The following is a 22,393-nucleotide window of genomic DNA, read 5'->3' as shown; positions in this document are numbered from 1 at the left end:
TGGCCCGCGGACGACGCAATCGGGAGGAGCACGGACGTGGCCGAGAGCACCACCCACCAGCGCCCGCTCATGGGCTGGGTCAAGCCGGAGCTGGATCTCAGCAACGCGCAGTGGCAGTCCAGCAGCGGAGGTCTGGGGGATGTCCAGATCGCCTTCGTCGAGGGGTTCATCGCCATGCGGAACAGCGGCAGCCCGGGCAACCCCTCCCTGATCTTCACCCCCGCGGAATGGGGCGCTTTCGTGTCGGGCGCACGTGAGGGGGAGTTCGACCTCACGTGAATCGCCCGCCCGGGGAAGCGAGCCGCGGCCGGGGTGCGCGGCCGGGTACGTCCGGCCGATCCGGGGGTGTTCCACCCGATTTTCCGGACACGCGTCCGTGAGCGGCCCTCCGTGGCCGACGCCTGCGCGAGGCTGACGCCACCAGGGGGAACGGTCGTACTCCGGAGGCGAGGAACCCATGAGCACCACCCTGCCGGTCATCGCGGCGGTCGACGGTTCGGACGACAGCCTGCGCGCCCTGGACTGGGCCCTCGACACCGCCCACCGGCGCGAGGCACGGCTCCGGGTGGTGCACGTGCGCCAGTACGCCGCCTGGGCGCAGACCGACGTCCTGATCGCGGGCCCGCCGGACACCGGGGACGATCCGGTGCTCGACCAGGCCCGCGCACACCTGCAGGGGCGGGCCTACGCGGTGGCCACGGAGTACATCGGCTATGAGGGCGTACCCGGCGCCGTACTGCCGGGACTGGGCGCCGACGCCCAGTTGCTGGTGCTCGGCTCCCGGGGCCGCGGCGGCTTCGCCAGCCTGCTGCTCGGCTCCAACGGCCTGGCCGCCGCCCGCGACGCCGAGTGCCCCGTCGCCGTGGTGCCCCGCCCCGGACGAGAGGTCCACGGCGCACAAGCCGAGTCCGGCCCCCGGGTGGTGGTCGGCCTGCACGTGGACAGCCCCGACGACGCCACACTCTCCTTCGCCTTCGCCGAGGCCGCGCTGCGCGGCGCCCGCCTCCAGGCGGTCGCCGCCTACCCGTGGCCGGTGCAGACCTGGGCCGCCGCCGGCCAGGTCATGCCACCGGTGATCGACGAGGTCTCCATCGAGAGTGAGACCCGGGTCCTGGCCGACGGCTTCCTCGCCCCCTACCGGGAACGCCACCCCGACGTCCGGGCCGAACCGTACGTCGTACCGGGCGACGCCGCCGGACACCTCGTCGCCGCCTCCCGCGACGCCGAGCTGGTCGTCGTCGGCCGCCACCGCAGACGCCTGCTGGCCCCGGCCCGCATGATGGGCTCGGTCACCCACGCCGTCCTGCTGCACGCGGCGTCCCCGGTCGCGGTGGTACCACCGGCTCCGCCGGAGGAGTGAGGCCGCGGGAGCGAGGGCGCGGGCCTGCGCGGGGCGACGCCGCCGGTGGCGGGGGCGCCCGGCTCCGTACGAAGGGCGAGCGGGCCGTCCGGGCGTCACACCGGTTCGGCCGGGGCCGGAGGTCGGCCGCCCCCGCCCAGGGGCACTGATGGTCGTCGGCCCCGCGCGTACGCAGCCATGCCCGGGTGGTCCGCCACCACGGAGGCACACGCGGGCCGCGTGGCCCGACCGGGCACCCGCCCGCACGCCGCTCGCGGGCTCCGGCCACGTACCATGGCGGCATGTCGTTCCTCCGCCGCCGCAGCGCCACGCCCGCCGGGCCCGACTTCGACGTATTGGCCATGGACCCCGGCGACTGGCCCGGGAACCTGGGCGCCGGCCTGCTGCCCGCGCCCGACGGCAGCTGTCAGGGAGTCTTCCTGCGCTACGACCTGTTCGGCGGCCGCGGCCCCGCGATGATCATCGGCAACCTGCCGGCGGGGTCCCCGGCCCGCGAGGTCCCCGAGGGGGAGATCCCGTTCGAGGTGGCCCAGCTCCTGCTCGCGCTGGAGAACGACGAGGAGATCACGACCGTCGGTGCCGAGGACGTCCCGGTGATGCAGGGCGACAACCTGCTCATCGTGCGCCGCCTCAAGCTCTCCGAGAGCCGGATCTCCTGCGTGCAGTTCGACCGGAGCGACGGCGTCCTGGTGACCATCGCCGCCTGGGACCGGCCCATCACCGACGATCTGTACGCCCTGCTGAAGCCGCTCCCGGCGGAGCTCTTCCAGCAGGGCTGACCCGGCGGCTACCTCGCGGTCGCGAGCGTGACGTCGGCGGCGCGCACGTACGCGACCCGGTGGCCGTACTGGATCTCGTAGTACTCGTCCTCACCGGTCACCACCCGGTGGGACGCCGGGTCGAAGGTGACCGCGTAGTAGTACTCACCGGGGACCTTCTCACCGACCACGTACTTCTGCCCCTCGGACAACCGGTACGGCAGCGGTGACACGGCCTGGGCGGGCACGCCCGCCGGGTAGGCGGCCTTCTCCGGGTACGCGCGCCCGTACACGGGGACGCTCTCCAGCCCCTCCCTCGGGGTGATCACCCGCCCCGAGGCGGGCACCGCCGCCGGGTTCTTCCGCGGGTTGTGGAACCAGGCCTTCTGCCCCAGGTACCAGATGGCCGTCCAGTCGCCCCACCGGTCGGCCACCGCGTACTGCTGGCCCGTGGAGACCCGGGACGACAGGTCGTTCACCCCGGTCGTCGGGGTGGTGCCCAGGCCGACGTCCCTGATCAGGGGCGCGTTCACGTCGTGGTCGGAGTACAGCCGCACCTCGCTGGAGCCGTGCGCCCCGCACGGTTCGCCCTTCGTCTCGCAGCCGGTGTACTCGGGGCGGTTGGTGGCGTAGTCGGGGCGGATCGTCACCAGGCCGGACTTCTTGCCGGCGGTCGGCTCGAACGGGCGGCCGAGCAGCCGGAAGTAGTGTCCCCAGTCCCAGTACGGACCCGGGTCGGTGTGCATGCCCGGGATCGTCGCGGTGGTGGTGCCGGGGACGTTGCCGTGGCCGAGGATGTGCTGCCGGTCCAGCGGGATGTCGTACTTCTTGGCCAGGTACTTCACCAGCCGCGCCGACGAGCGGTACATCGCCTCCGTGTACCAGGCGTCCGGGTCCGCCAGGAAACCCTCGTGCTCCAGGCCGATCGACTTCGCGTTGACGTACCAGTTCCCCGCGTGCCAGGCCACGTCCTTCGCCTTCACATGCTGGGCGACGTGGCCGTCGGTGGAGCGCAGCGTGTAGTTCCAGGAGACGTAGGCCGGGTCCTGGACCATGTCGAGGACCCCGTTCCAGGCGCCCTCCGTGTCGTGGACGACGATGTACCGGATGCGCTGGGAGGCGGGCCGGTTCCCCAGGTCGTGGTTGCCGTAGTCGCCGTCCCCGAACTCCTCGTACGGTGCCGGGACCCACTCGCAGGACACCGTCTTCGGGCACTCGGTGCCGGCGGCCGAGGCGGCGCGCAGGCCCGCGCCCGCGAGCTGCGAGACGTCGGGAGCCACGTCGGGGCGGGCGGCGAGGGCGACCCGCTGCCCGGCGTCCGTGGTGCGATGCTCGCCCCCGCGGATCACCTCGAACACGTCGTTCGCGTAGGCCGCCGCCGTCGCGGAGTCCTCCGCGCCCGAGAAGCGGGCCACCGCCCCGTACCACTCCGCCGGGTCCGCGCTGAGCGGCTCGCCCAGTTCCCGCTGGGCGGCGGCGAGCAGCGCGGCACCCCCGGACACGTTCGCCGCCGGGTCCTCGCGCAGCTCGTCGGGGCTCAGCCCGGTCAGCTCGGCGGCCTTCGGCAGGGTGGTCAGCCGGGCCGGCAGCTCGGCGGGGTGCGTGGCCCCGGCCGCCGGGTGCAGCGGGGCGCGGGCGTCGTCGCCGCGCGGGTCCTCGGTGCCCTCACTGTGATGCGACGCCCCGGCCAGTGCCGTGCGCGCGTCGGTGAGGTGCAGCGGGCCGTATCCGCCGGTGACACTCGGCGCGCCGGCGTGCGTGTCCCAGCGGGACTGGAGATAGGAGACGCCGAGCAGGACGCTCTGCGGCACCTGGTACTCGGCCGCGGCGGTGGCGAACGCCCGCTGCAGGCGGTCAGGGACGGGCGCGGTGCCGGAGGGGCCGGCGGCGGGCGGCGCCGCGCCGAGCAGCGGCAGCAGCAGGGCCGCGGTGGCCAGGGCGGGCACGACGGGGGAACCTCGCAAAGCGGCCTCCAGTGACGGGCGTGACGTGACGTGATGCGGCGGGGTGAGCGGGGCCGAGCGTGGCTCAGTGGTACCCGGCGGTCCGACGATCCGTCAATCATGCTGGCGGGATGGCGATTTCCCACGTCAGCAGGGGGTCGGGCGAGTTTCGTGGCGACGGCTCACGGGCCTGCGCGGCGTCAGTGGCGTACACCAATGGCCACTGCACGTGTCCGGGCACACAAAATCCGCGGCGCGCCCCTCGAAGGGCACACCGCGGACCGCCCGTCCCTCGTCTCAGCGCGTGCCGACCGCCGCGCGCACCGCCCGCCGGGCCATCTGGCAGTCGTCGTGCAGACGGCGCAGCAGCAGCCGCTGCTCCTCGCCGGACGGCGCGGCACCCGGGTGGGGCGGCGCCGGCGGTGCCGGGACCATGTCGTGCATCGAACGCTGCACGGCCGTCTCGTAGGTACGGATCTCCCGGGTCAGCACCAGCATCAGGTTCACCAGGAACGCGTCGCGCGCGGCCGGTCCCGCCGACTGGGCGATCTGGCTGATCTGGCGGCGCGCCACCGGGGCGTCACCGAGGACCGCCCACAGGGTCGCCAGGTCGTAGCCGGGGAGATACCAGCCGGCGTGCTCCCAGTCCACCAGCACCGGACCGGCCGGTGACATGAGGACGTTGGACAGCAGCGCGTCACCGTGGCAGAACTGGCCCATGCCCTGGCGCCCGCCCGCGTGTGCGATGCCGTGCAGCAGCTTCTGCAGGTCGCCCAGGTCCCGGTCGGTGAGCAGCCCCAGCTCGTGGAACCGGGAGATCCGGGCCGCGTAGTCGAGCGGGGCGTGGAAGGTGCCGGCCGGCGGCCGCCAGGCGTTCAGCCGGCAGATCGCGCCGAGCGCCGCCCTGATGTCCGCACGCGGCGGGGCTTCCAGCGGGTGCCGCTGCAGCGCCGCCACCCGCCCAGGCATCCGCTCGATGACCAGCGTGCAGTTGTCCGGGTCCGCTGCGATCAGCCTGGGCACCCGCACAGGAGGGCGGTGCCGGACGAACGAGCGGTATGCCCCTATCTCGTGCCTGATCCGCTCCGCCCACGCGGGGGAGTGGTCCAGTAAACACTTGGCGACCGCCGTGCTGCGCCCGGTCGTGCCGACCAGGAGCACGGAACGCCCGTTGCGGCGCAGCACCTGGACCGGGGCGAACTCCGGGCAGATCCGGTGCACGGAGGCGATCGCCGTGCGCAGTTGTGCGCCCTGAGGGCCGGACAGGTCGATTCTCCCGCTGAGCGGCTGTGTGCCGGGGCCCGCGCCGCGCCGAACCCTGCCCGCCCCGAGCACCGGGGCCGCCGGACGAGCGGGGGCGAGATACGGGCCGCCGCCCGCCGTCGGGCGGGGGTGCAGCGATCGCTGCGGGGCGGACACGGAGGACGATGCTGCGTACATGGGCGAGACAGATCCCTTCGTGTGCCTGCTGTGCCTGCCTGAAGCGCGGTGCCCGACCGTTGCGTACGGGAGGGAACGCCTTCCGAAAGCTGTCGCGCTGCCCGACCGGCCGCCCGGGGTCACCCTGGGGAGTAACCCCGCGGCGACCGGGTCGGGGTGGCGCATATCTACCTGACACCCGCCCGCCCGTGGCACACCATCTGGCGCACCCTGGCGAACGGTGGCGAATAGTCGCCCGGCAACCCGCACGGGGCTACTGTCAAGTCAGCCGAGAACCTGGGGGCTTGACGTGAGCGGAGAACCCAACACCCGTCTGTCGGACCTGTTCGGCCTGGCCGGCTGGTCCAAGGGCGAACTCGCGAGGCTGGTCAACCGGCAGGCGGCGGCCCTGGGCCACCCCCAGCTGGCGACCGACACCTCGCGGGTGCGGCGGTGGATCGACATGGGAGAGATCCCGCGCGATCCGGTGCCACGGGTGCTGGCGGTTCTGTTCACCGAGCGTCTCGGCCGTGTCGTGACCATCGAGGACCTCGGTCTGGTCCGGCACGGGCGTGCGGGGAAACGGCCACGCGGCGGGAGCGAGGAGCATCCCGACGGAGTGCCGTGGGCGCCCGAGCGGACCGCGGCGGTCCTCACCGAATTCACGGGAATGGACCTCATGCTCAACCGACGCGGCTTGGTGGGCGCGGGCGCCGCGCTCGCCGCGGGATCAGCACTCAGCAACGCCATGCACGACTGGCTGCACACCGACCCGGCCCTGGCTGCCGACGCCCCTGACCTCCGCCACCCCCTGCACGCCGACCCCGCCGGGTTCGACCGCTACGAGGCCGCCCCCATCGGGTCGCAGGAAGTGGAGGAACTGGAGCGCTCGGTCGAGGTGTTCCGCGCCTGGGACGCCGCCCGTGGCGGCGGGCTCCAGCGCAAGGCCGTGGTGGGCCAGCTCAACGAGGTGGGCGGCATGCTCGCCTACCACCACCCACCCCATCTGCAGCGGCGCCTGTGGGGCGTCGCCGCCAACCTCGCCGTCCTCGCGGGCTGGATGTCGCACGACGTCGGCCTGGAGCCCACGGCCCAGAAGTACTTCGTCATCGCCGCCCACGCCGCGCGCGAGGGCGGTGACCGCCCCCGGGCCGGCGAGGCGCTCTCCCGGGCGGCCCGTCAGATGGTCCACCTGGGCCGGCCCGACGACGCCCTCGATCTGATGAAGCTCGCCAAGACCGGCTCCGGCGGGGAAGTACTGCCGCGTACCAGGGCGATGCTCTACACCATCGAGGCCTGGGCCCAGGCCTCGATGGGCAAGGGCCAGGCGATGCGCCGCACCCTGGGGCGGGCCGAGGACCTCTTCGTCTCCGACAAGGCGGACGTGCCGTCGCCCGACTGGATGCAGACGTTCAAGGAGGAGGACCTGTACGGCATGCAGGCCCTGGCCTACCGGACGCTCGCCGAGTTCGAGCCGGAGGCCGCCGCACACGCGCAGCACTACGCGGAGAAGGCCCTGGCCCTGCGGATCGACGGCCGGCAGCGGTCGAAGATCTTCGACTACCTGTCCATGGCGTCCGCCTGCTTCATCGCCGACGACCCCGAACAGGCGGACCGCTACGCGCGCCTCGCCCTGGTGTCGATGGGGTCCAACTCCTCCCAGCGGACCTGGGACCGGCTGCGTGAGATGTACCGGCTCACCGCCGAGTACGCCGACTATCCGAAGATCCAGGAGTTGCGCGAGGAGATCAAGATGGCGCTGCCCAAGGGCAAGTCGCCCAAAGGGAGGGGGAGGGGCGGCAACATCGCTCCGGCGTAGCGCGCACGACGCGTTGCCTAAGGCGTCACGCGGGCCACCAGCAGGCAGGCGTCCTCCTGCCCGAGCTGTTCGCCGAACTCCTCCGTCACGATCCGTACGCCGTCCTGTGCCGAGGCCACCCCGGTCAGGCGGGGAGCCAGGGAGAGAAGCCGTCGCACGTCCGCGTGGACGAGTTCGCCGGTGTGCAGGAGCAGCAGGTCGCCGCCTTCGAGGGCCGCCTCGGCCTGTCCGGCCAGTTCGCGCCCCGTCCCTCGGCGGAACAGCAGCGGTGCGGGTCGTCCAGCGTGCGAACACGTCAGAGTGCGGGTGTGGGGCCGGTAACAGCAGTACACGGCGCCGCGAACGGGCGGCAGGGCGGTGGCGTCGAGTAACCGGCCGAGCCGTTCCGGGAGTTGTGCGGGTCGGGTGCCCGCTGCCGCCAGGCCGCGCAGGGCAGCGATCAGCGTCGCCGGACCCTGTGTCCCGTCGGCGCTCGGGCCGGTGAGGTCACCGACGCTGAGCAGGGTCTCGTCGCCGGCGAGCGGGCACGCGTCGTACCAGGCGGAGCACCGGGGTGCGTGGGCGGCCGTCGAGGCTGTCGGCGGCAGGTACCGGGCGGCCAGGTCCAGGCCCGGCCGACCCTGGTGCGGGAACCGCAGGAGGCCGTGCCAAGGCGGCTGCACGGCTTCCCGCGGTTCGACCGCGGCCCGTTGCCCGCTGTCCGCCGGCAGCGGGTGGCGGCTGAGCGAGTCACGGGTCTCGCTCACCGCCCGCTGGCTGCGGCGCAGTTCGCTGACGTCCCGCAGCACCGCCCACATCGAGGCGGTGCTGCCGTCGGCGTCGAGCACGGGCTCGCCCATCATGTGCACGGTGCGCACGGTGTCGTCGGGGCGTACGACGCGGAACTCGCCGTCGATCGGCCGGGCGTCGACGAGGCAGCCCGTGACCATCGCGGTCAGCTTCGGCCGGTCCTCGGCGAGTACCAGGGACGGGAGTTCGTCGAGGCTGAGCGGGGCGGCGGCGGGATCGAGGCCGAGGATGTGGAAGAGCTCCCCGGACCATTCGGCCTCGTCCGTCAGCAGGTTCCACTCGGCGCTGCCGACCCGGCTGAGCAGCGAACCGGGCCGCGGCGCGGGTGTCGGGCCGTCCCGGAGCTGCGCCAGGTGCTCGTCGATGTCGCTGAGCTGGTGCAGTGCCAGGTCGTACAGGGCGCGCTGCCAGCGTCCGTGGGGGTCCGTTCCGTCGTCCTGGCTGTCCCGCCGCACCGCGTCCACGTCGCCCCGCAGCCGCCGCGCCTGCGATATCAGGGCCTCGACCGAGCCGTGTCCTGGTGGCCGGGCGGCTGGGTGGTCCGCGGAGAGATGGGACGACATGACGCACTCCGATGTGCAGACGGTACGACCAAGGCGGAACCGAGGCTGGCGGAAGGACCGTTACGACTGTTGCACAGCCCGCGACGCCCCGTAAGGGATTTGGCAACACACGATACGGTGGTGCTTCTGGCATATGCCACAGTCTTCCCGGGGCGTCTTCGGCACCCGAAAGACGTAGGCGAACCGACGGTCAAGTCGTAGGTTCCCTACGGGACTTGACGGGCTCCAGGGCCTCGCGACGTCGTCGTCCTGGTGTTCGGTGAATTCTTGTTCTACGACGGGTCGCGCGGCGTCGGGCGGGGTGCCAGTTCGACGGGTGTGCGCGCGCCCGTCTCCAGGGCCCGTACGCCGGCCTCGGCGACCACGGAGGCGGCGTACCCGTCCCACGTGCCCGGGCCGGTGACCCGGCCTCGCCGGGTGGCGTCGACCCAGGCCTGCACCTCGCGGTCGTAGGCGTCCGCGAACCGTACGAGGTAGTCCTGGGGCACTTCCTGCCGGGCGCCGCCCGCCGCCGTGACGACCATGGTGTGCGCGTCCCCGATCCGGGCGCTGCCCGCCTCGCAGACCGCCTCGCAGCGCACCTCGTAGCCGAAGCCGCAGTTGACGAAGATCTCCACGTCGACCAGCGCGCCGCCCTCGGTCTCGAAGAGCACGAACTGAGGATCGAGCAGACCCTCCGGCGCACCTCCCGACGAGCGAGGCCGGAGCACGGTCACCGCGGTCAGCTCCTGCCCGAGCAGCCAGCGGGCCGCGTCGATCTCGTGCGAGACGGAGCTGGTGACCAGCATCGCGGAGGTGAAGTGCGGCGGAGAGGACACGTTGCGGTGGACGCAGTGCAGCATCAGGGGCCGGCCCAGCCGCCCGCCGTCCAGCAGCGACTTCAGCCGTCGGTACTCGGCGTCGTACCGCCGCATGAACCCGATCTGCGCCAGCCTCCGGCCCAGCCGTGCCTCCGCCTCCACCACGCGCAGGGCGCCCGCGGAGTCCGGCACCATCGGTTTCTCGCACAGCACCGGCAACCCGCGTGCGAAGGCGGCCAGCAGCGCCTCCTCGTGCACCTCGCCGGGCGAGGCGATCAGCACGGCCTCGACGCCCGGCGCGTCGAGCGCGGCGTCGACGTCCGTGTGCACGACGACCCCGTCGATGCCGCCCACGGCCGCCTTCGCCCGCTCGGCGTCGGGATCCGCCACCGCGGCGACCCTGGCGCCGCTCACCACCCCGTCGAGGCGTCGTACGTGATCGGCGCCCATGTGTCCCGCGCCCAGGACCGCCACACCCAGAAGATCGCTCACGCGGACAGGGTTTCATGGTCGTCAAGAGGGGAGGGGCCCCCGGGACGCGGCGGGGGGCGTCAGTACCGCAGCACCCCCGCGATACCGTCCGCCTCCCCGAGCGCGCCGTCCGGCACGAAGCGGACGTCGGCGCCGGTCTCCAGGCACTGCTCGACGATCTCGTCCACGACGTCCTCGCGGGCGTCGAGGTCGTCACCGTCCGCCGGGATCAGGTGCTCGCCGTCATCGCGTACGGTCACCCGGAAGTTCTCCTCGACGGCGAGCAGCCGTACGCGGCCGGTGCGGGCGCTCTCCCACAGCTCGTCCACTCCGGCCGCGAAGTCCTTGCGCCCGCGGGCCGCCTCCAGCTCCCTGGCCACGGCCTCGACGGAGCCACGTGCCTCGTCGTCGAGCGCCGGCCGCACCGCCTGCCACACGGCTTCGGCCGTGCCGTGCGCGAGGCCCCCGTGCGGGACGAGCACCGCGTCCCGCACAGCGCTTCCGGCCTCCTCCAGCAGTGCCAGCGCGGCCTGCGGGCCGGTGACGTACAGCGGTCGCGGGTGCGCGCGCAGGACCCCGCCCATCGCGGCGTCGGCCTCGCGCAGGAACCGGCGGGTGCCCTCGTCCCGGAAGGTGCTCGGCGAGTCACCGATCCGTTCCTGGCGTTCGGGGTCGAAGTTCTCCGGGGGCCGGTCGAGGGGGAAGCCGCCGGTGCGGTCCTCGACGACCCGGCCCGCGCCGCCGTTCCACAGCGCGACGCGGTCGGTGGCGACCGACAGCACCCAGAACGGCCGCTCGGCGGCCTGCGCGGCGACGAGGTTGCGGGTCAGGAAGGTGTCCGACAGGACCACGCGCTCGGGGACGGAACGAGCGAGCGTCCAGACCTGGTGTTCACCCGGCGCGGCGAAGAGCGCCAAGCCGTCCTCGGCGTGCGTCAGATCGACCTCGGCGAGGGCCCGGTCGAGTTCCCGGGACACCTCCACGCGCCGTTCGCGGGTGACCGCCGGATCGTCCTCCAGTTGCTTCTTGGCCTCGGCGACCACGTTGCGCAGCCGGACGGAGTCCTGGGCGTTGTCCGGTTCGCGGCGGTGCGTCGGTGTCAGCACGGACACGGCCGGGTAGGGGCGGGGGCGCCGCAGTTCGGCGAGGATGGCGGGACTCAGATCGTGCTCCATGTCAGCACGATAGATCCGATGGGCATGTCGGGCATTCGGGGCAATACGCCTTCGCTGTGATCCGTCGGCCGTTTCAGTCGTCGCCCCGGGCGGTCCGGGGGGCCTCGGAGCCGCAGGAACTGCCGTCGGGCGGCAGCGTGCCGTACAGCAGGAAGTCGTCGACCTTGCGGTGCACGCACTCGGAGGACGCGTACCCGGTGTGTCCCTCGCCCTTGTTGTCGAGGACCACGGCCGAGGGGCCGAGCCGCTCGGCCGTCTCCACGGTCCAGCGGTACGGGGTGGCCGGGTCGCCCCGGGTGCCGATCAGCAGCATCTTCGAGGTGTCGAGGTCCTTCACGTCGTCGCGGATGAAGTCGGTGCCCCTGGGCCGGCCGTAGCACATGAGCACCTGCGTGAGCCGGTACCGGCCGAAGACCGCGGAGGCCTCCTCGTACCGCGCGCGGAGCCGGCCCAGCGACCCCGCGACCCGGTCGGCGCTGGGACGGTCGGGGTCGTCGGCGCAGTTGATCGCCATCAGGGCGGCCGCCAGGTTGTCCATGGGGACGTCCGCCTGGTCGGTGAGGCCGCCACCGGGGTCCGCGGGACCCTGCGCGCGGACCGGGAAGGTGACGCCGCCGGACACGAAGCCCTCCAGGCCGCGGGTGTCGCCGTCCTCGAGCAGCTGCGCGAGCGCCCGCTCCAGCGTGGGCCACAGCTCGCGGCTGTACAGCGCCTGGCCGATGGCGCCCACCATGTCCTGTCCTGAGAACGGCTCGCCGAAACCCGTCGGTACCGGGTCGGAGTCGAGCGAGGCGACGAGCTGTACGACCTGGCGGCGGGCGGCCCGGGCGTCCTGTCCGAACGGGCAGGCGACGTCCTCCACGCACCAGTCGAGGAAGTTCTCCAGCGCGGTCTGCTGCCCCCGCGCGCTCGCCAGCCCCTGCTCGGTCAGCGGTTCCGTCAACGTGTCCACGCCGTCCAGCACGAACCGGCCGACCTTGTCCGGGAACTGGGCCGCGTAGACCGCGCCGAGACGGGTTCCGTAGGAGAAACCGAGGTAGTTGAGCCGGTCGTCGCCGAGTGCCCGGCGCATCACGTCCATGTCACGGGCGGCGTTGACCGTGCCGATGTGGGGCAGCACGGGGCCGGAGTGCTTCGTGCACTCGGCGGCCGCGTCCCGCAGGCGCCGGAGCACGTCCCGCGGATCGGTGAGTTCCTCGTCCCCGTCCGTGGCCTCCATGATGTCCAGCGTGGCCGGGCCGCACGTGACCGGCGAGGACCGGCCGACGCCGCGGGGATCGAAGGTCACCACGTCGTAGCCGTTGGTCAAGTGCATGAACTCCTTGCCGCCGGTGGAGAGTTCGCTCACTCCGGAGCCGCCCGGCCCGCCGAAGTTGAGCAGCACCGAGCCGCGTGAGTCACCGGTCGCCCGGTACCGGGCGAGGGCGAGGTCGAGCGTTCCCGCCTTGGGCCGGCGGTAGTCGAGGGGGACGGTGACCTTCCCGCACTGGAGGTCCTTCGGCGCGTCCATGTCCTCGCACGACGACCAGGTGATCCTCTGGTCGTAGAACCGGGACAGGCCGGACTCGGTTTCGTCCGCGGTCGCCACGGGCAGCCCCGCGCCCAGCAGGGCCAGCCCGAGCGCGCCGGTGACCGCGCAGCGCGGGACCGAGGGCCGAGTCGACAGCTTGGCCAGCATCGATGCCTCCCGGGCGCCCCGTCGCGGACCGGTGCTCGGCGCCCTCGATCACCATAAGCGGGCCCCGGACACCTCGCCTCCGGACACCTCGCCTCCGGGCGGTACCGCCCGGTCGCACGGGCGGCTTCGGCGGGCGTGCGGACCCTGTGCCGTCCGTTCGACGAAATGGTCACTCGATGGAGTGAAAGGCCTATAAGTCATTACTGGGATGGTGCGCCCGCGTTTTATCCGGTGCGGGCGAGCGCCCGTGACGATGTCTGGAAGGCAGGGATCCTCATGAGAAGCGTCATCCGAAACGGTGTGTTCGCCGTCGCCACCTCCGGCGTGCTGGCTGTGACGATGCCGGCGTACGCGGCGTTCGCGTCCGACGGCGCGGCCGCGGACGGTTCCGCGGCCGGCTCGCCCGGGCTGATCTCGGGCAACACCGTCCAGCTTCCGGTACACGTGCCGGTCAGCGTGTGCGGGAACACGGTGAACGTGGTGGGGCTCCTCAATCCGGCCGCGGGCAACCGCTGCGCCGACACCGAGGGGGCCGGTACGGCGCGCAGGGAGACCGGCGACCCCGCCGGCACCGGCACGTCCGCCGCCGGCCCGTCCGGCGGTGCGGCCGCCGAGGGCGGCGGGCAGGATTCGCCGGGCGTGCTCGCCGGCAACGGAGTGCAACTGCCGGTTCATCTCCCGGTGAACGTGAGCGGCAACAGCGTCAACGTCGTGGGTATCGGCAACCCGGCCGTCGGCAACGAGTCGACGAACACCTCCGGCGAGGAACCCGAGCCCGCGCGGCCTCCGGTGGAGCCGGTTCCGGAGCCGGAGCCGGAGCCGGAGCCGGAGCCGGTTCCGGAGCCGTCCACGCCCGGGAAGGAGCGCGCCCAGCCGAAGCCGGTCCCGCACAGCGTCCCACCGCGGGCGTCGGCGTCCCTCGCCCGCACGGGTGCGGACCAGACCCTGCCCGCCCTGGCCGGCGGTGCCGCACTCGTGCTGGGCGGAGTCGCCCTCCACCGGCGGTTCCGGCAGTCGGGGGCCGGGGCCTGACGGGCGCGGACGGCCGTCCCGGGGCGCCGGACAGCGCGCCTGTGGGACGGTCCGCTCCGGGGTCGGGGCCTGCGCTCCGACCCCGTCGGAGCGCAGGCGACGTCGTCAGGCATGCCCGCCGTCGATCGATGACTTCGTGCGCCGATCGGTGGCTCAGTGCGTAGCTCGGCGACGTGGTACGCAGCCCGGTGACTGAGGGGTCGCGCGGATAGGTCCAGCCCTCGGGCACGAGGTGGCCGGACTGCCGGATGGGGTTCAGCACGCCAAGGATCGCTCCGAACGGCGGGCCAGCGATCCAGCTCGGATGTCACACCTCAAGCTTCGGCTCCGAACCCGCCAGGTCCTTCAGTCTCTCCAGGTCGCCGCTGACCGACTGCCGTTCCTCATCGGTGAGTTGGACCGCGACGGCCTTCTTCAGCGCGGACGCCGCCGTCGTCTCGTCACCGAGCCGCCCGGCCACGTCGCCGCGCAGGACGAGGAGGCGTACGAGCTGCGCGGGTGTCGGCCGCTCGCCCTCGAGCCCGAGCACCCGGTCGATGATCTTCGCCGCACCTGCTGGGTCCTCTCTGGAGTCGGCGAAGAGCGTGGCGTTGTGCAGCGCTCGCGCGAAGGTCTCCTTGGGGGCGGGCCGGTGGTGCAGGTCCTCGCTGGTGGGCTGCCCGACCCGAATGCAGTTGCCCCCGGGGTCGGTCATCAGGAACTGCCGCACCCCGTAGGACATGTCCTTGAGCGGCCCGATCCGCGGAATGCCCCGGCTCGGGATCTTCCCGTACGCGGCCTTGAGCCCGGCCCGGAACGCCTCGTACAGCCCGTCCACGTCATCGGTGAGGACATAGCACGTGCTGTACGACTCGCTGGGCTCGTACTTCTTCATGCCGAAGAACTGCAGCCCGATATCGCCTCGCTCGACAACCGCGAACGGATTGGGGCTCTTCTGCAGGAAGGTCACCTCGAAACCGAGAGCCGTGTAGAAGTCGATGACGGGCTGGATGGTCTGACAGGGGAGCAAGGGGATCGTCTTTTCGGCCATACCCGCTACGCTAGTCAAGCTTGATTAGAAGGGAAAGGGTTCTCTGCGTGCCCGCGATCCGTCTCCTCGTCCTGGGTGCCGTCCGCCAGCGTGGCCGCGCGCACGGCTACCAGGTGCGCAACGACCTGGAGTGCTGGGGTGCGCACGAGTGGTCGAGCGCGAAGCCCGGCTCGATCTGCCACGCGCTTTAAGCAGATGGCGAAGCGAGGCCTGCTGCTGGCCCACGAGGTCGCCCCGTCCACGGCGGGCGGCCCGCTGCACACCGAGTACGAGCTCACGCAGCGGGGCACCGAGGAGTTCTCTGGCCGGGGCCGACAGGAACGACTCCCCGCTCCTGCGTCCCACGCTGGAGACGCTCGCCGTGCTCCGAACGGACCAACTCATGGCATCACCCAGGGTTCTCGACGCCGACAAAGGTGACCGGCCGGCAGGAGTGCGTGCAGAACGCATGGGTCGCACTGGCCGGCGCAGTCATCATCATCCGCCGCCTGGTCCGCCGGTCCTGGGTCCGTTACAGGTGGGACGCTTGCCCTGCCCGGTGCCCGTGACGCACGTGCCCTATCAGCGCGAGCTCTTAGTCGGCGGCCCTCCCCTCACGCCTGCCTCTCTGGTGGAACCGGCGGTGCAAGGCGTGGATCTCCTCGGCCAGTTCCGGCACGGGGCCCTCCACGGTCACGCCGGGAGCCACCTCGTGCACCGCCAGCGTCCTCACCGGCGGTGCGGGGACGCCCAGTTCCGCCAGCCAGGCCCCGAGCTGTTCCGACGAGGCGACGTACACGATGCGCCCCAGGCCCACCCAGGCGTGCGCGGCGGCGCACATCGGGCAGTGCTCGCCGGACGTGTACACCGTGGCGGCGGCCCGTTCCTCGGGGGTGAGGTGGGCGGCGGACCAGCGGGCGAGCTCGAACTCCGGGTGACGCGTGCGGTCGCCGGAGGCCACGCGGTTGTGGTCCTCGGCCAGTACCGTGCCGTCCGCGCCGACCAGGACCGACCCGAAGGGCTCGTCACCGGCCTCCAGAGCCTCGGCAGCCAGCTCCACGCACCGACGCAGATACGGCAGTTCGACGTCTTTCACCACCATGGCGTACGGCCCCTTCTCGAAACGCGGATCATCAACGGCAGCCTACGACCTCCGAACGCATTGCTACGCCTAATTGCGGGAGTTATAGACTCTAACGAATGTGAGCGTTGATAGCGATCGTCTCGCCGCCGACGCGAGGCAACCGAGAGGAAGGGACCGCCATGTCCGCCACCACCCCGCAGCCGCACGCCCCGCACTCGCGCTCGGTGACATCGACCTGCCGCACAGCTGCACCGGCATCCAAGACGTGGCGGCCGGCCTCGCGACGCTCGGTGAGCGACCCGAGGGCGACGGACGCGTGTGGCACCTGCCGACCGCGCCCGCCGTCAGTACCCGCGAGATGCACGCGATCATCGAGAAGTGCGTGGGCCGGCCGCTGAACGTCGTGGTGCTGGCGGAGCCCGGCCCTTCGGTCCGTTCGACGAGCGCTTCATGGCCGAGTACGCGGAGATGTTCTACCAGCACATGGAGCCCCAGATCATGGACTCCACCGCCTACGAGCGGGCCTTCGAGGTGGCTCCGACGCCGCTCGCGGAGACCCTGGAGGCCACCGTGACCTGGTATGAGGAATGGCTCGGGAGCCGCCGGTGACGGTCCCGTGTCCTCAGCGTCTCAGCGGCGGGCGCGGGGTCGTCGTGACCGGTCCAGCGCGGCCACGCCGAGTGCGGCCAGGCCGATCTGGATGAGCCACTCGACCCAGTCGACGCCGCCGGTGTCGGCCACGTCGAACGCCGCCGCGATCCACGATCCGATCAGCGCCGCCACGATGCCGACGAGGATGGTCCACAGGATCCCGATGCGCTGACGGCCCGGGACGACGAGGCGGCCCAGGACGCCGATGACGATACCGATGACGATGGCACTGAATATGCCGTCGATGTCCATCTCCGCCCCTTCTTGTCAAAACCCCGCGGTAGTGAGTGTGCCCCCTGCGGGCGGGCGCAGTCCGCCGGGGCTTCGGGGCGTTCGACGGGCCGGTCCGGGTCCGCGGACCGGCCCGTGGTCCTTCCTCCCCGTGCGTCTAGGGCCTGCGCATGCCCTTCGCCGCCGTAGCCAAGCACACCGCCCCCAGAGCCAGGGTCAGCGCGCCGATGATGATGTTGTTCCAGATGACGCCGGCGTCCGGGTTCGTGCCGACGATCCACGGCGAGATGATCATCCAGATACCCATCGCGCACATGGCCCCGCTGAGGCCGTACATGCGTTCCGGGGCCCGGGTGAATCCCAGGGCCAGCAGGCCGATGGCGATTCCTATGATCAGGTTGTGGGCCACGAGTGCGGGCTGGCTGGTGGTGAAGTGGAGTATCCACGGGGACACGGCACAGTAGAGGCCGAGCAGGAACACCGGCCCGTCCACGAGTGCCACGTCGCGACCACTACCAAGCATGCGGGCGTAGCGCGCCTGCATCTCCGGAGCGTCGGGGTGGCTGGTCATGTCACCTCGGGTGTGCGAGACGTTGGCCATGAGTCGTCTCCTTCGACTTGCTGGGCCGACCGCGTTCCGGTCGCGGTGTGCGGCAGCGCCGCATACGTCCATTCTGCTCTTATTTCCTCCTTATGTGTAGTTGTGGTCGGGTCGTGCGGTGGTGAGTCGGGCTGGACATGTCCACGCGGATCACGGGCAGGCGCAAGGCGAGAGAGTGAGAGGGAGACGGGAACAGTGGAGGTGGCCGTCACTATGGGCGCCAAGGTGTTGGAGCGGTTCCCCGCGGGGTCGCCGCGCGGGTCGTGGCCGGCGGAGGAGTGCGCGGCACGCCGCCGTGCCCAGGGTGAGCCCGCGACCGTCGTGATGGACCTCGAGTCGGACGCCTTCCTGGTGGTCGTCCCGGCGCGCGACGAGGACCGAGTCCAGGCCTGAGGCAGGCGGTTGCGTGTTCGCCCACCCCCGCCCCCGCGCCGGCCCCACCCCGGGCTGTGACTGTGGCGGGGACGCCACGGAAAGTGGTCCCTCGGCAGGGGAATGTATTTTGGCACCTGAAAGGTTGGCAAATACATCCAGTCGTTCAGCCGACGTCTTCCCCACCAGCGAGGCACACCGTGAACCACCCCGCCCCCGAGCGGCCCGCCGACGTCGTGGCCCGCCTGCGTGCCACCTTCCGCACCGGCCGCACCAAGCCCGTCGAGTGGCGCACCGTACAGCTGCGCCGGCTGCGCGCGCTGCTCACGGAGAACGGCCCGGACCTGGAGGCCGCGCTCCACACCGACCTCGGCAAGAGCGCCACCGAGGCCCAGCGCACGGAGATCGGCTTCACCGTGCGCGAGATCGACCACACCCTCGACCACCTGGCCCACTGGCTGCGCCCCGAGCCCGCCCCCGTCCCGGCGCACCTCGGCGCCGACGCCACCGCCTGGACGCAGTACGACCCGCTGGGCGTCGTCCTCGTCATCGCGCCCTGGAACTACCCGGCCCAGCTCCTGCTCGCCCCGGTGGTCGGCGCCCTGGCCGCGGGCAACGCGGTGGTCGCCAAGCCCAGTGAGATGGCCCCGGCCACCTCCGCCGCGCTGGCCCGCCTGCTGCCCCGGTATCTGGACACCGAGGCCGTGGCCGTCGTCGAGGGCGGGATCCCCGAGACCACGGCCCTGCTCGCCGAGCGCTTCGACCACGTCTTCTACACCGGCAACGGCACCGTCGGCCGCATCGTCATGCGCGCCGCCGCCGAGCACCTCACCCCGGTCACCCTCGAACTGGGCGGCAAGTCCCCGGCGTTCGTCGACCGCGACGCCGACCTCGACGTCGTCGCCGCCCGGCTGGCCGGCGGCAAGTTCCTCAACGCGGGCCAGACCTGCGTGGCCCCCGACTACGTACTCACCGACCCGGAGACCGCCGCCGCCCTGGAGCCGGCGCTGGTCCGTGCGGTCGAGGGGCTGTACGGGACCGACCCGGCGCGGTCGGCGGAGTACGCGCGCATCGTCAACGAGCGCCACTTCGACCGGCTGACCGGCCTGCTGGGCTCCGGCCGGGTGGTCGTCGGCGGCGGCAGCGACCGGACGCGGAAGTACATCGCGCCGACCGTGCTCGCCGACGTGGCGCCCGACTCGCCGGTGATGGGCGAGGAGATCTTCGGCCCGATCCTGCCCATCGTCACGGTGTCCGGCCTGGACGACGCGATCGATTTCGTCAACGACCGCGACAAGCCGCTGGCCCTCTACGTCTTCAGCGGGTCCGACGCGACCAGGGAGCGGTTCGCGGCCGAGACCTCCTCCGGCGGCCTCGGCCATGGGCTGCCGCTCGCGCATCTCACCGTCTCCGACCTGCCGTTCGGCGGCGTGGGGGAGAGCGGCATGGGCAGCTACCACGGCCGCTACTCCATCGAGACGTTCAGCCACCGCAAGGCGGTCCTGAAGAAGCCGCTGAGCTGAGCGACGCGATCGCTCCACGCCAACCCGGCCGGGAACCGGCCGGGTTGAACTGGTCTACACCCTTGACGGGTACAGACCAAAGCGGTTGAGTGTGCCTCCACACCCCCCACCACGGCCGCCCCCACGCCGTGGCCGGTCCGACCGGCACGCGCGCACAAGGCTCCGCTCCGCCCTGCCCTTGTACGGGAGCGGCCGTGCTCCGCCGAAGGAGGCAGACCTGTGTCGAGGCGCCGTATTTCCGCCCTGGTGGCCGTAGTCGCCCTCGCGGGAGCCGTACCCGTGCTCCTGCCCGCCACCCAGGCGTCCGCCGCCGCGTGTTCGAGTTACCCGGCCTGGTCGGCCGGCGCGAACTACCACGCCGGCGACATCGTCCGCTACACCGACGGCAAGGCCTACCGGGCAGAGCACGCCAACCCGGGCTACGACCCGCTCATCAGCACCTGGTACTGGGAGCCGTACGCCTGCGACGGCGGCTCGGAGACTCCGGTCGGCAACTTCGTCGTGTCCGAGGCCCAGTTCAACCAGATGTTCCCGGGCAGAAACCCCTTCTACACCTACAGCGGTCTGACCGCGGCGCTCAGCGCCTACCCCGGCTTCGCCAACACCGGCAGCGACACCACCAAGAAGCAGGAAGCCGCGGCCTTCCTCGCCAACGTCAGCCACGAGACCGGCGGACTCGTGCACATCGTCGAGCAGAACACCGCCAACTACCCGCACTACTGCGACTGGAACCAGCCCTACGGCTGCCCGGCCGGCCAGGCCGCCTACTACGGGCGCGGCCCGATCCAGCTCAGCTGGAACTTCAACTACAGGGCTGCGGGCGACGCGCTCGGCATCGACCTGCTGAACAACCCCTGGCTGGTGCAGAACGACGCGGCGGTCGCCTGGAAGACCGCCCTGTGGTACTGGAACACCCAGTCCGGGCCCGGCAGCATGACCGGCCACAACGCCATGGTGGGCGGCGCCGGCTTCGGCCAGACGATCCGCTCCATCAACGGCTCCCTGGAGTGCGACGGCAAGAACCCCGCGCAGGTGCAGAGCCGCGTCACCAAGTACCAGCAGTTCAGCCAGATCCTCGGCGTCTCGCCGGGCGGCAACCTCTACTGCTGAGCCGTCCGGGTGTGTGCGAAACTCCGCCGATGACCTCGGAAACGATCACCGCGGAGTCCGCGGGCGCCTGGCACCTCGGCGACCTGCCCGTCCGCCGCGTCGGCTTCGGCGCGATGCGGCTGACGGGCACCGCCGCCTTCCACCTCGGCACGCCGAGCGACCGCGAGCGGTCCCTCGCCGTCCTGCGCCGGGCGGTCGAACTGGGCGTCAACCACATCGACACCGCCGCCTTCTACTTCTCGTCCCTGCGCTCCGCCAACGAACTGATCAACAGCGCGCTCGCGCCCTATGCCGACGACCTGGTGATCGCCACCAAGGTCGGCCCGTACCGCGACTGGTCGGGGGAGTGGGGCACCTCCGCACGCCCCGAGGAACTGCGCGCCCACGTCGAGGAGAACCTGCGCCAGCTCGGCCGGGACCACCTCGACGTCGTCTACCTGCGCCGCATGCGGCAGGACTCGATCGCCGAGCACTTCGGCGCCCTCGCCGAACTGCGGGAGGCCGGCCTGATCCGCCACCTCGGCATCTCCGGCGTCGAACCACGGCACCTCGCCGAGGCCCAGGCCATCGCGCCCGTGATCTCGGTCCAGAACCGCTACGGCCTCGGCTTCCACGACCCTGCCACCGACGAACTCCTCGCCCTGTGCCGAGCGCAGGGCATCGCCTTCGTGCCCTTCTACGCCATCGCCGGCGAGGCCGGACCAGAGGGAGCCGGCACCGCCCACGAGGAGGACGTCCGTGCGGTGGCCCAGGCGCACGGCGCGAGTCCTGCGCAGGTGAGGATCGCCTGGACCCTCCACCAGGGCCCGAACGTCCTCGCCATCCCCGGCACCAAAGACCCCGGCCACCTCGCCGAGAACGTCGCCGCGGGCGCGCTTCGCCTCACCGGCGAGGACCTGGCGCGGCTCGACGGCGCGCGGACGGGCTGACCATCCGGACGCCTGAGGCGCCCGGCGTGGACGCCCGGGGCGCCCGGAGTCGTGCAAGGAGGCGCCCGCACAAGCAGACGCGCTACACGGCCCAGACGCCGTCCCGCATGATGTGCCGCTGCTTCAGCTCGCGCTGCTCGTGCCACGCCTGCACCGCGAGCGGGCGCACCCGGAACCAGGCGTACGACGCGCTGTCCTCGCGCGGGTCCCAGCCGGTCTTCGCGAGGAACGCGGCCGCGGCGGAGGGCGCCTCCCGCAGACCGAACGTCTCCACCTCGCCGTCGATGAGGACGACGTCCCGGGTGTGCCCGAACGCCAGCCGGGCCCGGCCGCCGTCACGCAGGTTGCGGCCGGTCGGATTGGTGAGCCGTGTGCACAGCCAGACCGACTCCCCGTGCCACACGAACCACAGCGGGACCATGCACGGCAGGCCTTCGGCGTCCGCCGTGGCCACCCAGATGTCCATCTCCCGTTCCAGCCGGTCCAGCACGTCCTGCCTGCGCCGCGCGGGCCCGCGCGGTGGTGCGGTGATCTTCATGGCCGTGACGGTAGTGGACGGACAGCGCTCGCACCTCGGGCGCGAGGCCTAGGACCGGAGACTGGCGCAGCGGTGGGTTTTACGTATAACCTCTCCCGTCAATCACCCGTCCCGAAAGGCACCGATGACACGCGTCGCCCTGGTCACCCTCGTCGTCGACGACTACGACGAGGCGATCCGCTTCTACACCGAGGCCCTCGGCTTCCGCCTCGCCGAGGACACGCCCCGGCCCGACGGCTCCCGCTGGGTCGTCGTCGAACCCGGCGGCGCGGCGCAGGGCGCCGCCCTGCTGCTGGCCCGCGCCAAGGGGGAGGCCCAGCGCTCCCGTATCGGCGACCAGACGGGCGGGCGCGTCGGCTTCTTCCTGTACACCGACGACTTCGCCCGCGACCACGCCCGTATGACGGCAGCGGGCGTCACCTTCCTGGAGGAGCCCCGGCACGAGCCCTACGGCTCGGTCGCCGTCTTCCGGGACCTGTACGGCAACCGCTGGGACCTGCTCCAGCCCGCCGGCTCCTGACCTGCCCCGCACCCTTGC

General features: G+C 72.2%; 21 protein-coding genes and 2 pseudogenes. 12 read left to right on the top strand and 11 right to left on the bottom strand.

Features of this window, described 5'->3' with window-relative positions; genetic code table 11:
- The first annotated feature begins 36 nt into the window (after positions 1 to 36).
- The 3 genes from ACH4F2_RS23810 to ACH4F2_RS23800 all read left to right on the top strand — a co-directional run bounded on the left by ACH4F2_RS23810 (position 37) and on the right by ACH4F2_RS23800 (position 2,139).
- Positions 37 to 279: a DUF397 domain-containing protein gene (locus ACH4F2_RS23810; protein ID WP_398134745.1), complete on the top strand. Its 243-nt coding sequence runs from the start codon at positions 37 to 39 to the stop codon at positions 277 to 279.
- 178 nt (positions 280 to 457) lie between these two features.
- The gene (locus ACH4F2_RS23805; protein ID WP_398134744.1) at positions 458 to 1,360 is read left to right on the top strand and encodes a universal stress protein; all 903 of its coding nucleotides are present in this window, start codon (positions 458 to 460) and stop codon (positions 1,358 to 1,360) included.
- A gap of 281 nt (positions 1,361 to 1,641) precedes the next feature.
- Positions 1,642 to 2,139, top strand: coding sequence for a hypothetical protein (locus ACH4F2_RS23800; protein ID WP_398134743.1), 498 nt, complete (start codon positions 1,642 to 1,644; stop codon positions 2,137 to 2,139).
- Between the two features lie 8 nt (positions 2,140 to 2,147).
- On the opposite strand, the gene ACH4F2_RS23795 is transcribed toward ACH4F2_RS23800, so the two are convergent.
- Both ACH4F2_RS23795 and ACH4F2_RS23790 read right to left on the bottom strand, forming a co-directional pair.
- The gene (locus ACH4F2_RS23795) at positions 2,148 to 4,082 is read right to left on the bottom strand and encodes an N-acetylmuramoyl-L-alanine amidase (RefSeq protein WP_398134742.1); all 1,935 of its coding nucleotides are present in this window, start codon (positions 4,080 to 4,082) and stop codon (positions 2,148 to 2,150) included.
- A 276-nt stretch (positions 4,083 to 4,358) separates the two neighbouring features.
- On the bottom strand, positions 4,359 to 5,501 hold the full coding sequence (locus ACH4F2_RS23790) for an aminoglycoside phosphotransferase family protein (protein ID WP_398134741.1): 1,143 nt from the start codon (positions 5,499 to 5,501) through the stop codon (positions 4,359 to 4,361).
- 289 nt (positions 5,502 to 5,790) lie between these two features.
- On the opposite strand from ACH4F2_RS23790, the gene ACH4F2_RS23785 reads away from it, so the two are divergent.
- The gene (locus ACH4F2_RS23785; protein ID WP_398134740.1) at positions 5,791 to 7,299 is read left to right on the top strand and encodes a hypothetical protein; all 1,509 of its coding nucleotides are present in this window, start codon (positions 5,791 to 5,793) and stop codon (positions 7,297 to 7,299) included.
- Between the two features lie 17 nt (positions 7,300 to 7,316).
- On the opposite strand, the gene ACH4F2_RS23780 is transcribed toward ACH4F2_RS23785, so the two are convergent.
- The 4 genes from ACH4F2_RS23780 to ACH4F2_RS23765 all read right to left on the bottom strand — a co-directional run bounded on the left by ACH4F2_RS23780 (position 7,317) and on the right by ACH4F2_RS23765 (position 12,775).
- Positions 7,317 to 8,651: a SpoIIE family protein phosphatase gene (locus ACH4F2_RS23780; RefSeq protein ID WP_398134739.1), complete on the bottom strand. Its 1,335-nt coding sequence runs from the start codon at positions 8,649 to 8,651 to the stop codon at positions 7,317 to 7,319.
- A 272-nt stretch (positions 8,652 to 8,923) separates the two neighbouring features.
- Positions 8,924 to 9,943, bottom strand: a complete 1,020-nt coding sequence (locus ACH4F2_RS23775; RefSeq protein ID WP_398134738.1) for a Gfo/Idh/MocA family protein — start codon at positions 9,941 to 9,943, stop codon at positions 8,924 to 8,926.
- A gap of 59 nt (positions 9,944 to 10,002) precedes the next feature.
- Positions 10,003 to 11,097, bottom strand: coding sequence for a chemotaxis protein (locus ACH4F2_RS23770; RefSeq protein WP_398134737.1), 1,095 nt, complete (start codon positions 11,095 to 11,097; stop codon positions 10,003 to 10,005).
- A gap of 73 nt (positions 11,098 to 11,170) precedes the next feature.
- A complete protein-coding gene (locus ACH4F2_RS23765; protein WP_398134736.1) occupies positions 11,171 to 12,775 on the bottom strand; it encodes an alpha/beta hydrolase in 1,605 nt (534 codons plus the stop codon).
- A 276-nt stretch (positions 12,776 to 13,051) separates the two neighbouring features.
- Here ACH4F2_RS23765 and ACH4F2_RS23760 point away from each other — a divergent pair, with 276 nt between their 5' ends.
- On the top strand, positions 13,052 to 13,807 hold the full coding sequence (locus ACH4F2_RS23760) for a chaplin (protein ID WP_398134735.1): 756 nt from the start codon (positions 13,052 to 13,054) through the stop codon (positions 13,805 to 13,807).
- Between the two features lie 307 nt (positions 13,808 to 14,114).
- Here ACH4F2_RS23760 and ACH4F2_RS23755 read toward each other — a convergent pair whose 3' ends face one another.
- Positions 14,115 to 14,837: a bleomycin resistance protein gene (locus ACH4F2_RS23755; RefSeq protein ID WP_398134734.1), complete on the bottom strand. Its 723-nt coding sequence runs from the start codon at positions 14,835 to 14,837 to the stop codon at positions 14,115 to 14,117.
- A gap of 47 nt (positions 14,838 to 14,884) precedes the next feature.
- On the opposite strand from ACH4F2_RS23755, the pseudogene ACH4F2_RS23750 reads away from it, so the two are divergent.
- Positions 14,885 to 15,137, top strand: a pseudogene (locus ACH4F2_RS23750) (PadR family transcriptional regulator); the annotation flags it as partial.
- Between the two features lie 274 nt (positions 15,138 to 15,411).
- On the opposite strand, the gene ACH4F2_RS23745 reads toward ACH4F2_RS23750, so the two are convergent.
- Entirely contained in the window at positions 15,412 to 15,918 is a 507-nt protein-coding gene (locus tag ACH4F2_RS23745) for a nucleoside deaminase (protein ID WP_398134733.1), read from the bottom strand.
- Positions 15,919 to 16,114: 196 nt separating this feature from the next.
- Between ACH4F2_RS23745 and ACH4F2_RS23740 the strand changes: the two are divergent.
- Positions 16,115 to 16,509: pseudogene (locus tag ACH4F2_RS23740) on the top strand (epimerase); the annotation flags it as partial.
- Between the two features lie 21 nt (positions 16,510 to 16,530).
- Here the strand turns inward: ACH4F2_RS23740 and ACH4F2_RS23735 are convergent.
- Positions 16,531 to 16,803, bottom strand: a complete 273-nt coding sequence (locus ACH4F2_RS23735; RefSeq protein WP_398134732.1) for a GlsB/YeaQ/YmgE family stress response membrane protein — start codon at positions 16,801 to 16,803, stop codon at positions 16,531 to 16,533.
- Positions 16,804 to 16,939: 136 nt separating this feature from the next.
- Positions 16,940 to 17,383, bottom strand: coding sequence for an SPW repeat protein (locus tag ACH4F2_RS23730; protein ID WP_398134731.1), 444 nt, complete (start codon positions 17,381 to 17,383; stop codon positions 16,940 to 16,942).
- A 213-nt stretch (positions 17,384 to 17,596) separates the two neighbouring features.
- Between ACH4F2_RS23730 and ACH4F2_RS23725 the strand changes: the two genes are divergently transcribed.
- The 4 genes from ACH4F2_RS23725 to ACH4F2_RS23710 all read left to right on the top strand — a co-directional run bounded on the left by ACH4F2_RS23725 (position 17,597) and on the right by ACH4F2_RS23710 (position 21,317).
- A complete protein-coding gene (locus ACH4F2_RS23725) occupies positions 17,597 to 17,776 on the top strand; it encodes a hypothetical protein (protein ID WP_398134730.1) in 180 nt (59 codons plus the stop codon).
- 179 nt (positions 17,777 to 17,955) lie between these two features.
- Positions 17,956 to 19,278 (top strand): aldehyde dehydrogenase family protein, encoded by a 1,323-nt coding sequence (locus tag ACH4F2_RS23720; protein ID WP_398134729.1) that lies wholly within the window; start codon positions 17,956 to 17,958, stop codon positions 19,276 to 19,278.
- 219 nt (positions 19,279 to 19,497) lie between these two features.
- Entirely contained in the window at positions 19,498 to 20,388 is an 891-nt protein-coding gene (locus tag ACH4F2_RS23715; RefSeq protein WP_398134728.1) for a glycoside hydrolase family 19 protein, read from the top strand.
- Positions 20,389 to 20,417: 29 nt separating this feature from the next.
- Positions 20,418 to 21,317: an aldo/keto reductase gene (locus tag ACH4F2_RS23710; RefSeq protein ID WP_398134727.1), complete on the top strand. Its 900-nt coding sequence runs from the start codon at positions 20,418 to 20,420 to the stop codon at positions 21,315 to 21,317.
- An 82-nt stretch (positions 21,318 to 21,399) separates the two neighbouring features.
- On the opposite strand, the gene ACH4F2_RS23705 is transcribed toward ACH4F2_RS23710, so the two are convergent.
- Positions 21,400 to 21,855, bottom strand: a complete 456-nt coding sequence (locus ACH4F2_RS23705) for a pyridoxamine 5'-phosphate oxidase family protein (protein ID WP_398134726.1) — start codon at positions 21,853 to 21,855, stop codon at positions 21,400 to 21,402.
- Between the two features lie 124 nt (positions 21,856 to 21,979).
- On the opposite strand from ACH4F2_RS23705, the gene ACH4F2_RS23700 reads away from it, so the two are divergent.
- Entirely contained in the window at positions 21,980 to 22,375 is a 396-nt protein-coding gene (locus ACH4F2_RS23700) for a VOC family protein (protein ID WP_398134725.1), read from the top strand.
- Positions 22,376 to 22,393: the final 18 nt, after the last annotated feature.

This window comes from Streptomyces sp. NPDC017890 (assembly GCF_044328675.1).
GTDB lineage: Bacteria > Actinomycetota > Actinomycetes > Streptomycetales > Streptomycetaceae > Streptomyces.
This window is presented reverse-complemented; position numbering and strand designations above follow the sequence as displayed.

What these genes read in the sequence shown, in the direction of transcription:
- ACH4F2_RS23805 (WP_398134744.1), top strand. Translation starts at nt 458, where the DNA reads ATGAGCACCACCCTGCCGGTCATCGCGGCGGTCGACGGTTCGGACGAC.
- ACH4F2_RS23800 (WP_398134743.1), top strand. Translation starts at nt 1,642, where the DNA reads ATGTCGTTCCTCCGCCGCCGCAGCGCCACGCCCGCCGGGCCCGACTTC.
- ACH4F2_RS23790 (WP_398134741.1), bottom strand. Translation starts at nt 5,501, where the DNA reads ATGTACGCAGCATCGTCCTCCGTGTCCGCCCCGCAGCGATCGCTGCAC.
- ACH4F2_RS23780 (WP_398134739.1), bottom strand. Translation starts at nt 8,651, where the DNA reads ATGTCGTCCCATCTCTCCGCGGACCACCCAGCCGCCCGGCCACCAGGA.
- ACH4F2_RS23770 (WP_398134737.1), bottom strand. Translation starts at nt 11,097, where the DNA reads ATGGAGCACGATCTGAGTCCCGCCATCCTCGCCGAACTGCGGCGCCCC.
- ACH4F2_RS23765 (WP_398134736.1), bottom strand. Translation starts at nt 12,775, where the DNA reads ATGCTGGCCAAGCTGTCGACTCGGCCCTCGGTCCCGCGCTGCGCGGTC.
- ACH4F2_RS23760 (WP_398134735.1), top strand. Translation starts at nt 13,052, where the DNA reads ATGAGAAGCGTCATCCGAAACGGTGTGTTCGCCGTCGCCACCTCCGGC.
- ACH4F2_RS23755 (WP_398134734.1), bottom strand. Translation starts at nt 14,837, where the DNA reads ATGGCCGAAAAGACGATCCCCTTGCTCCCCTGTCAGACCATCCAGCCC.
- ACH4F2_RS23745 (WP_398134733.1), bottom strand. Translation starts at nt 15,918, where the DNA reads ATGGTGGTGAAAGACGTCGAACTGCCGTATCTGCGTCGGTGCGTGGAG.
- ACH4F2_RS23735 (WP_398134732.1), bottom strand. Translation starts at nt 16,803, where the DNA reads ATGGACATCGACGGCATATTCAGTGCCATCGTCATCGGTATCGTCATC.
- ACH4F2_RS23730 (WP_398134731.1), bottom strand. Translation starts at nt 17,383, where the DNA reads ATGGCCAACGTCTCGCACACCCGAGGTGACATGACCAGCCACCCCGAC.
- ACH4F2_RS23725 (WP_398134730.1), top strand. Translation starts at nt 17,597, where the DNA reads ATGGGCGCCAAGGTGTTGGAGCGGTTCCCCGCGGGGTCGCCGCGCGGG.
- ACH4F2_RS23710 (WP_398134727.1), top strand. Translation starts at nt 20,418, where the DNA reads ATGACCTCGGAAACGATCACCGCGGAGTCCGCGGGCGCCTGGCACCTC.
- ACH4F2_RS23705 (WP_398134726.1), bottom strand. Translation starts at nt 21,855, where the DNA reads ATGAAGATCACCGCACCACCGCGCGGGCCCGCGCGGCGCAGGCAGGAC.
- ACH4F2_RS23700 (WP_398134725.1), top strand. Translation starts at nt 21,980, where the DNA reads ATGACACGCGTCGCCCTGGTCACCCTCGTCGTCGACGACTACGACGAG.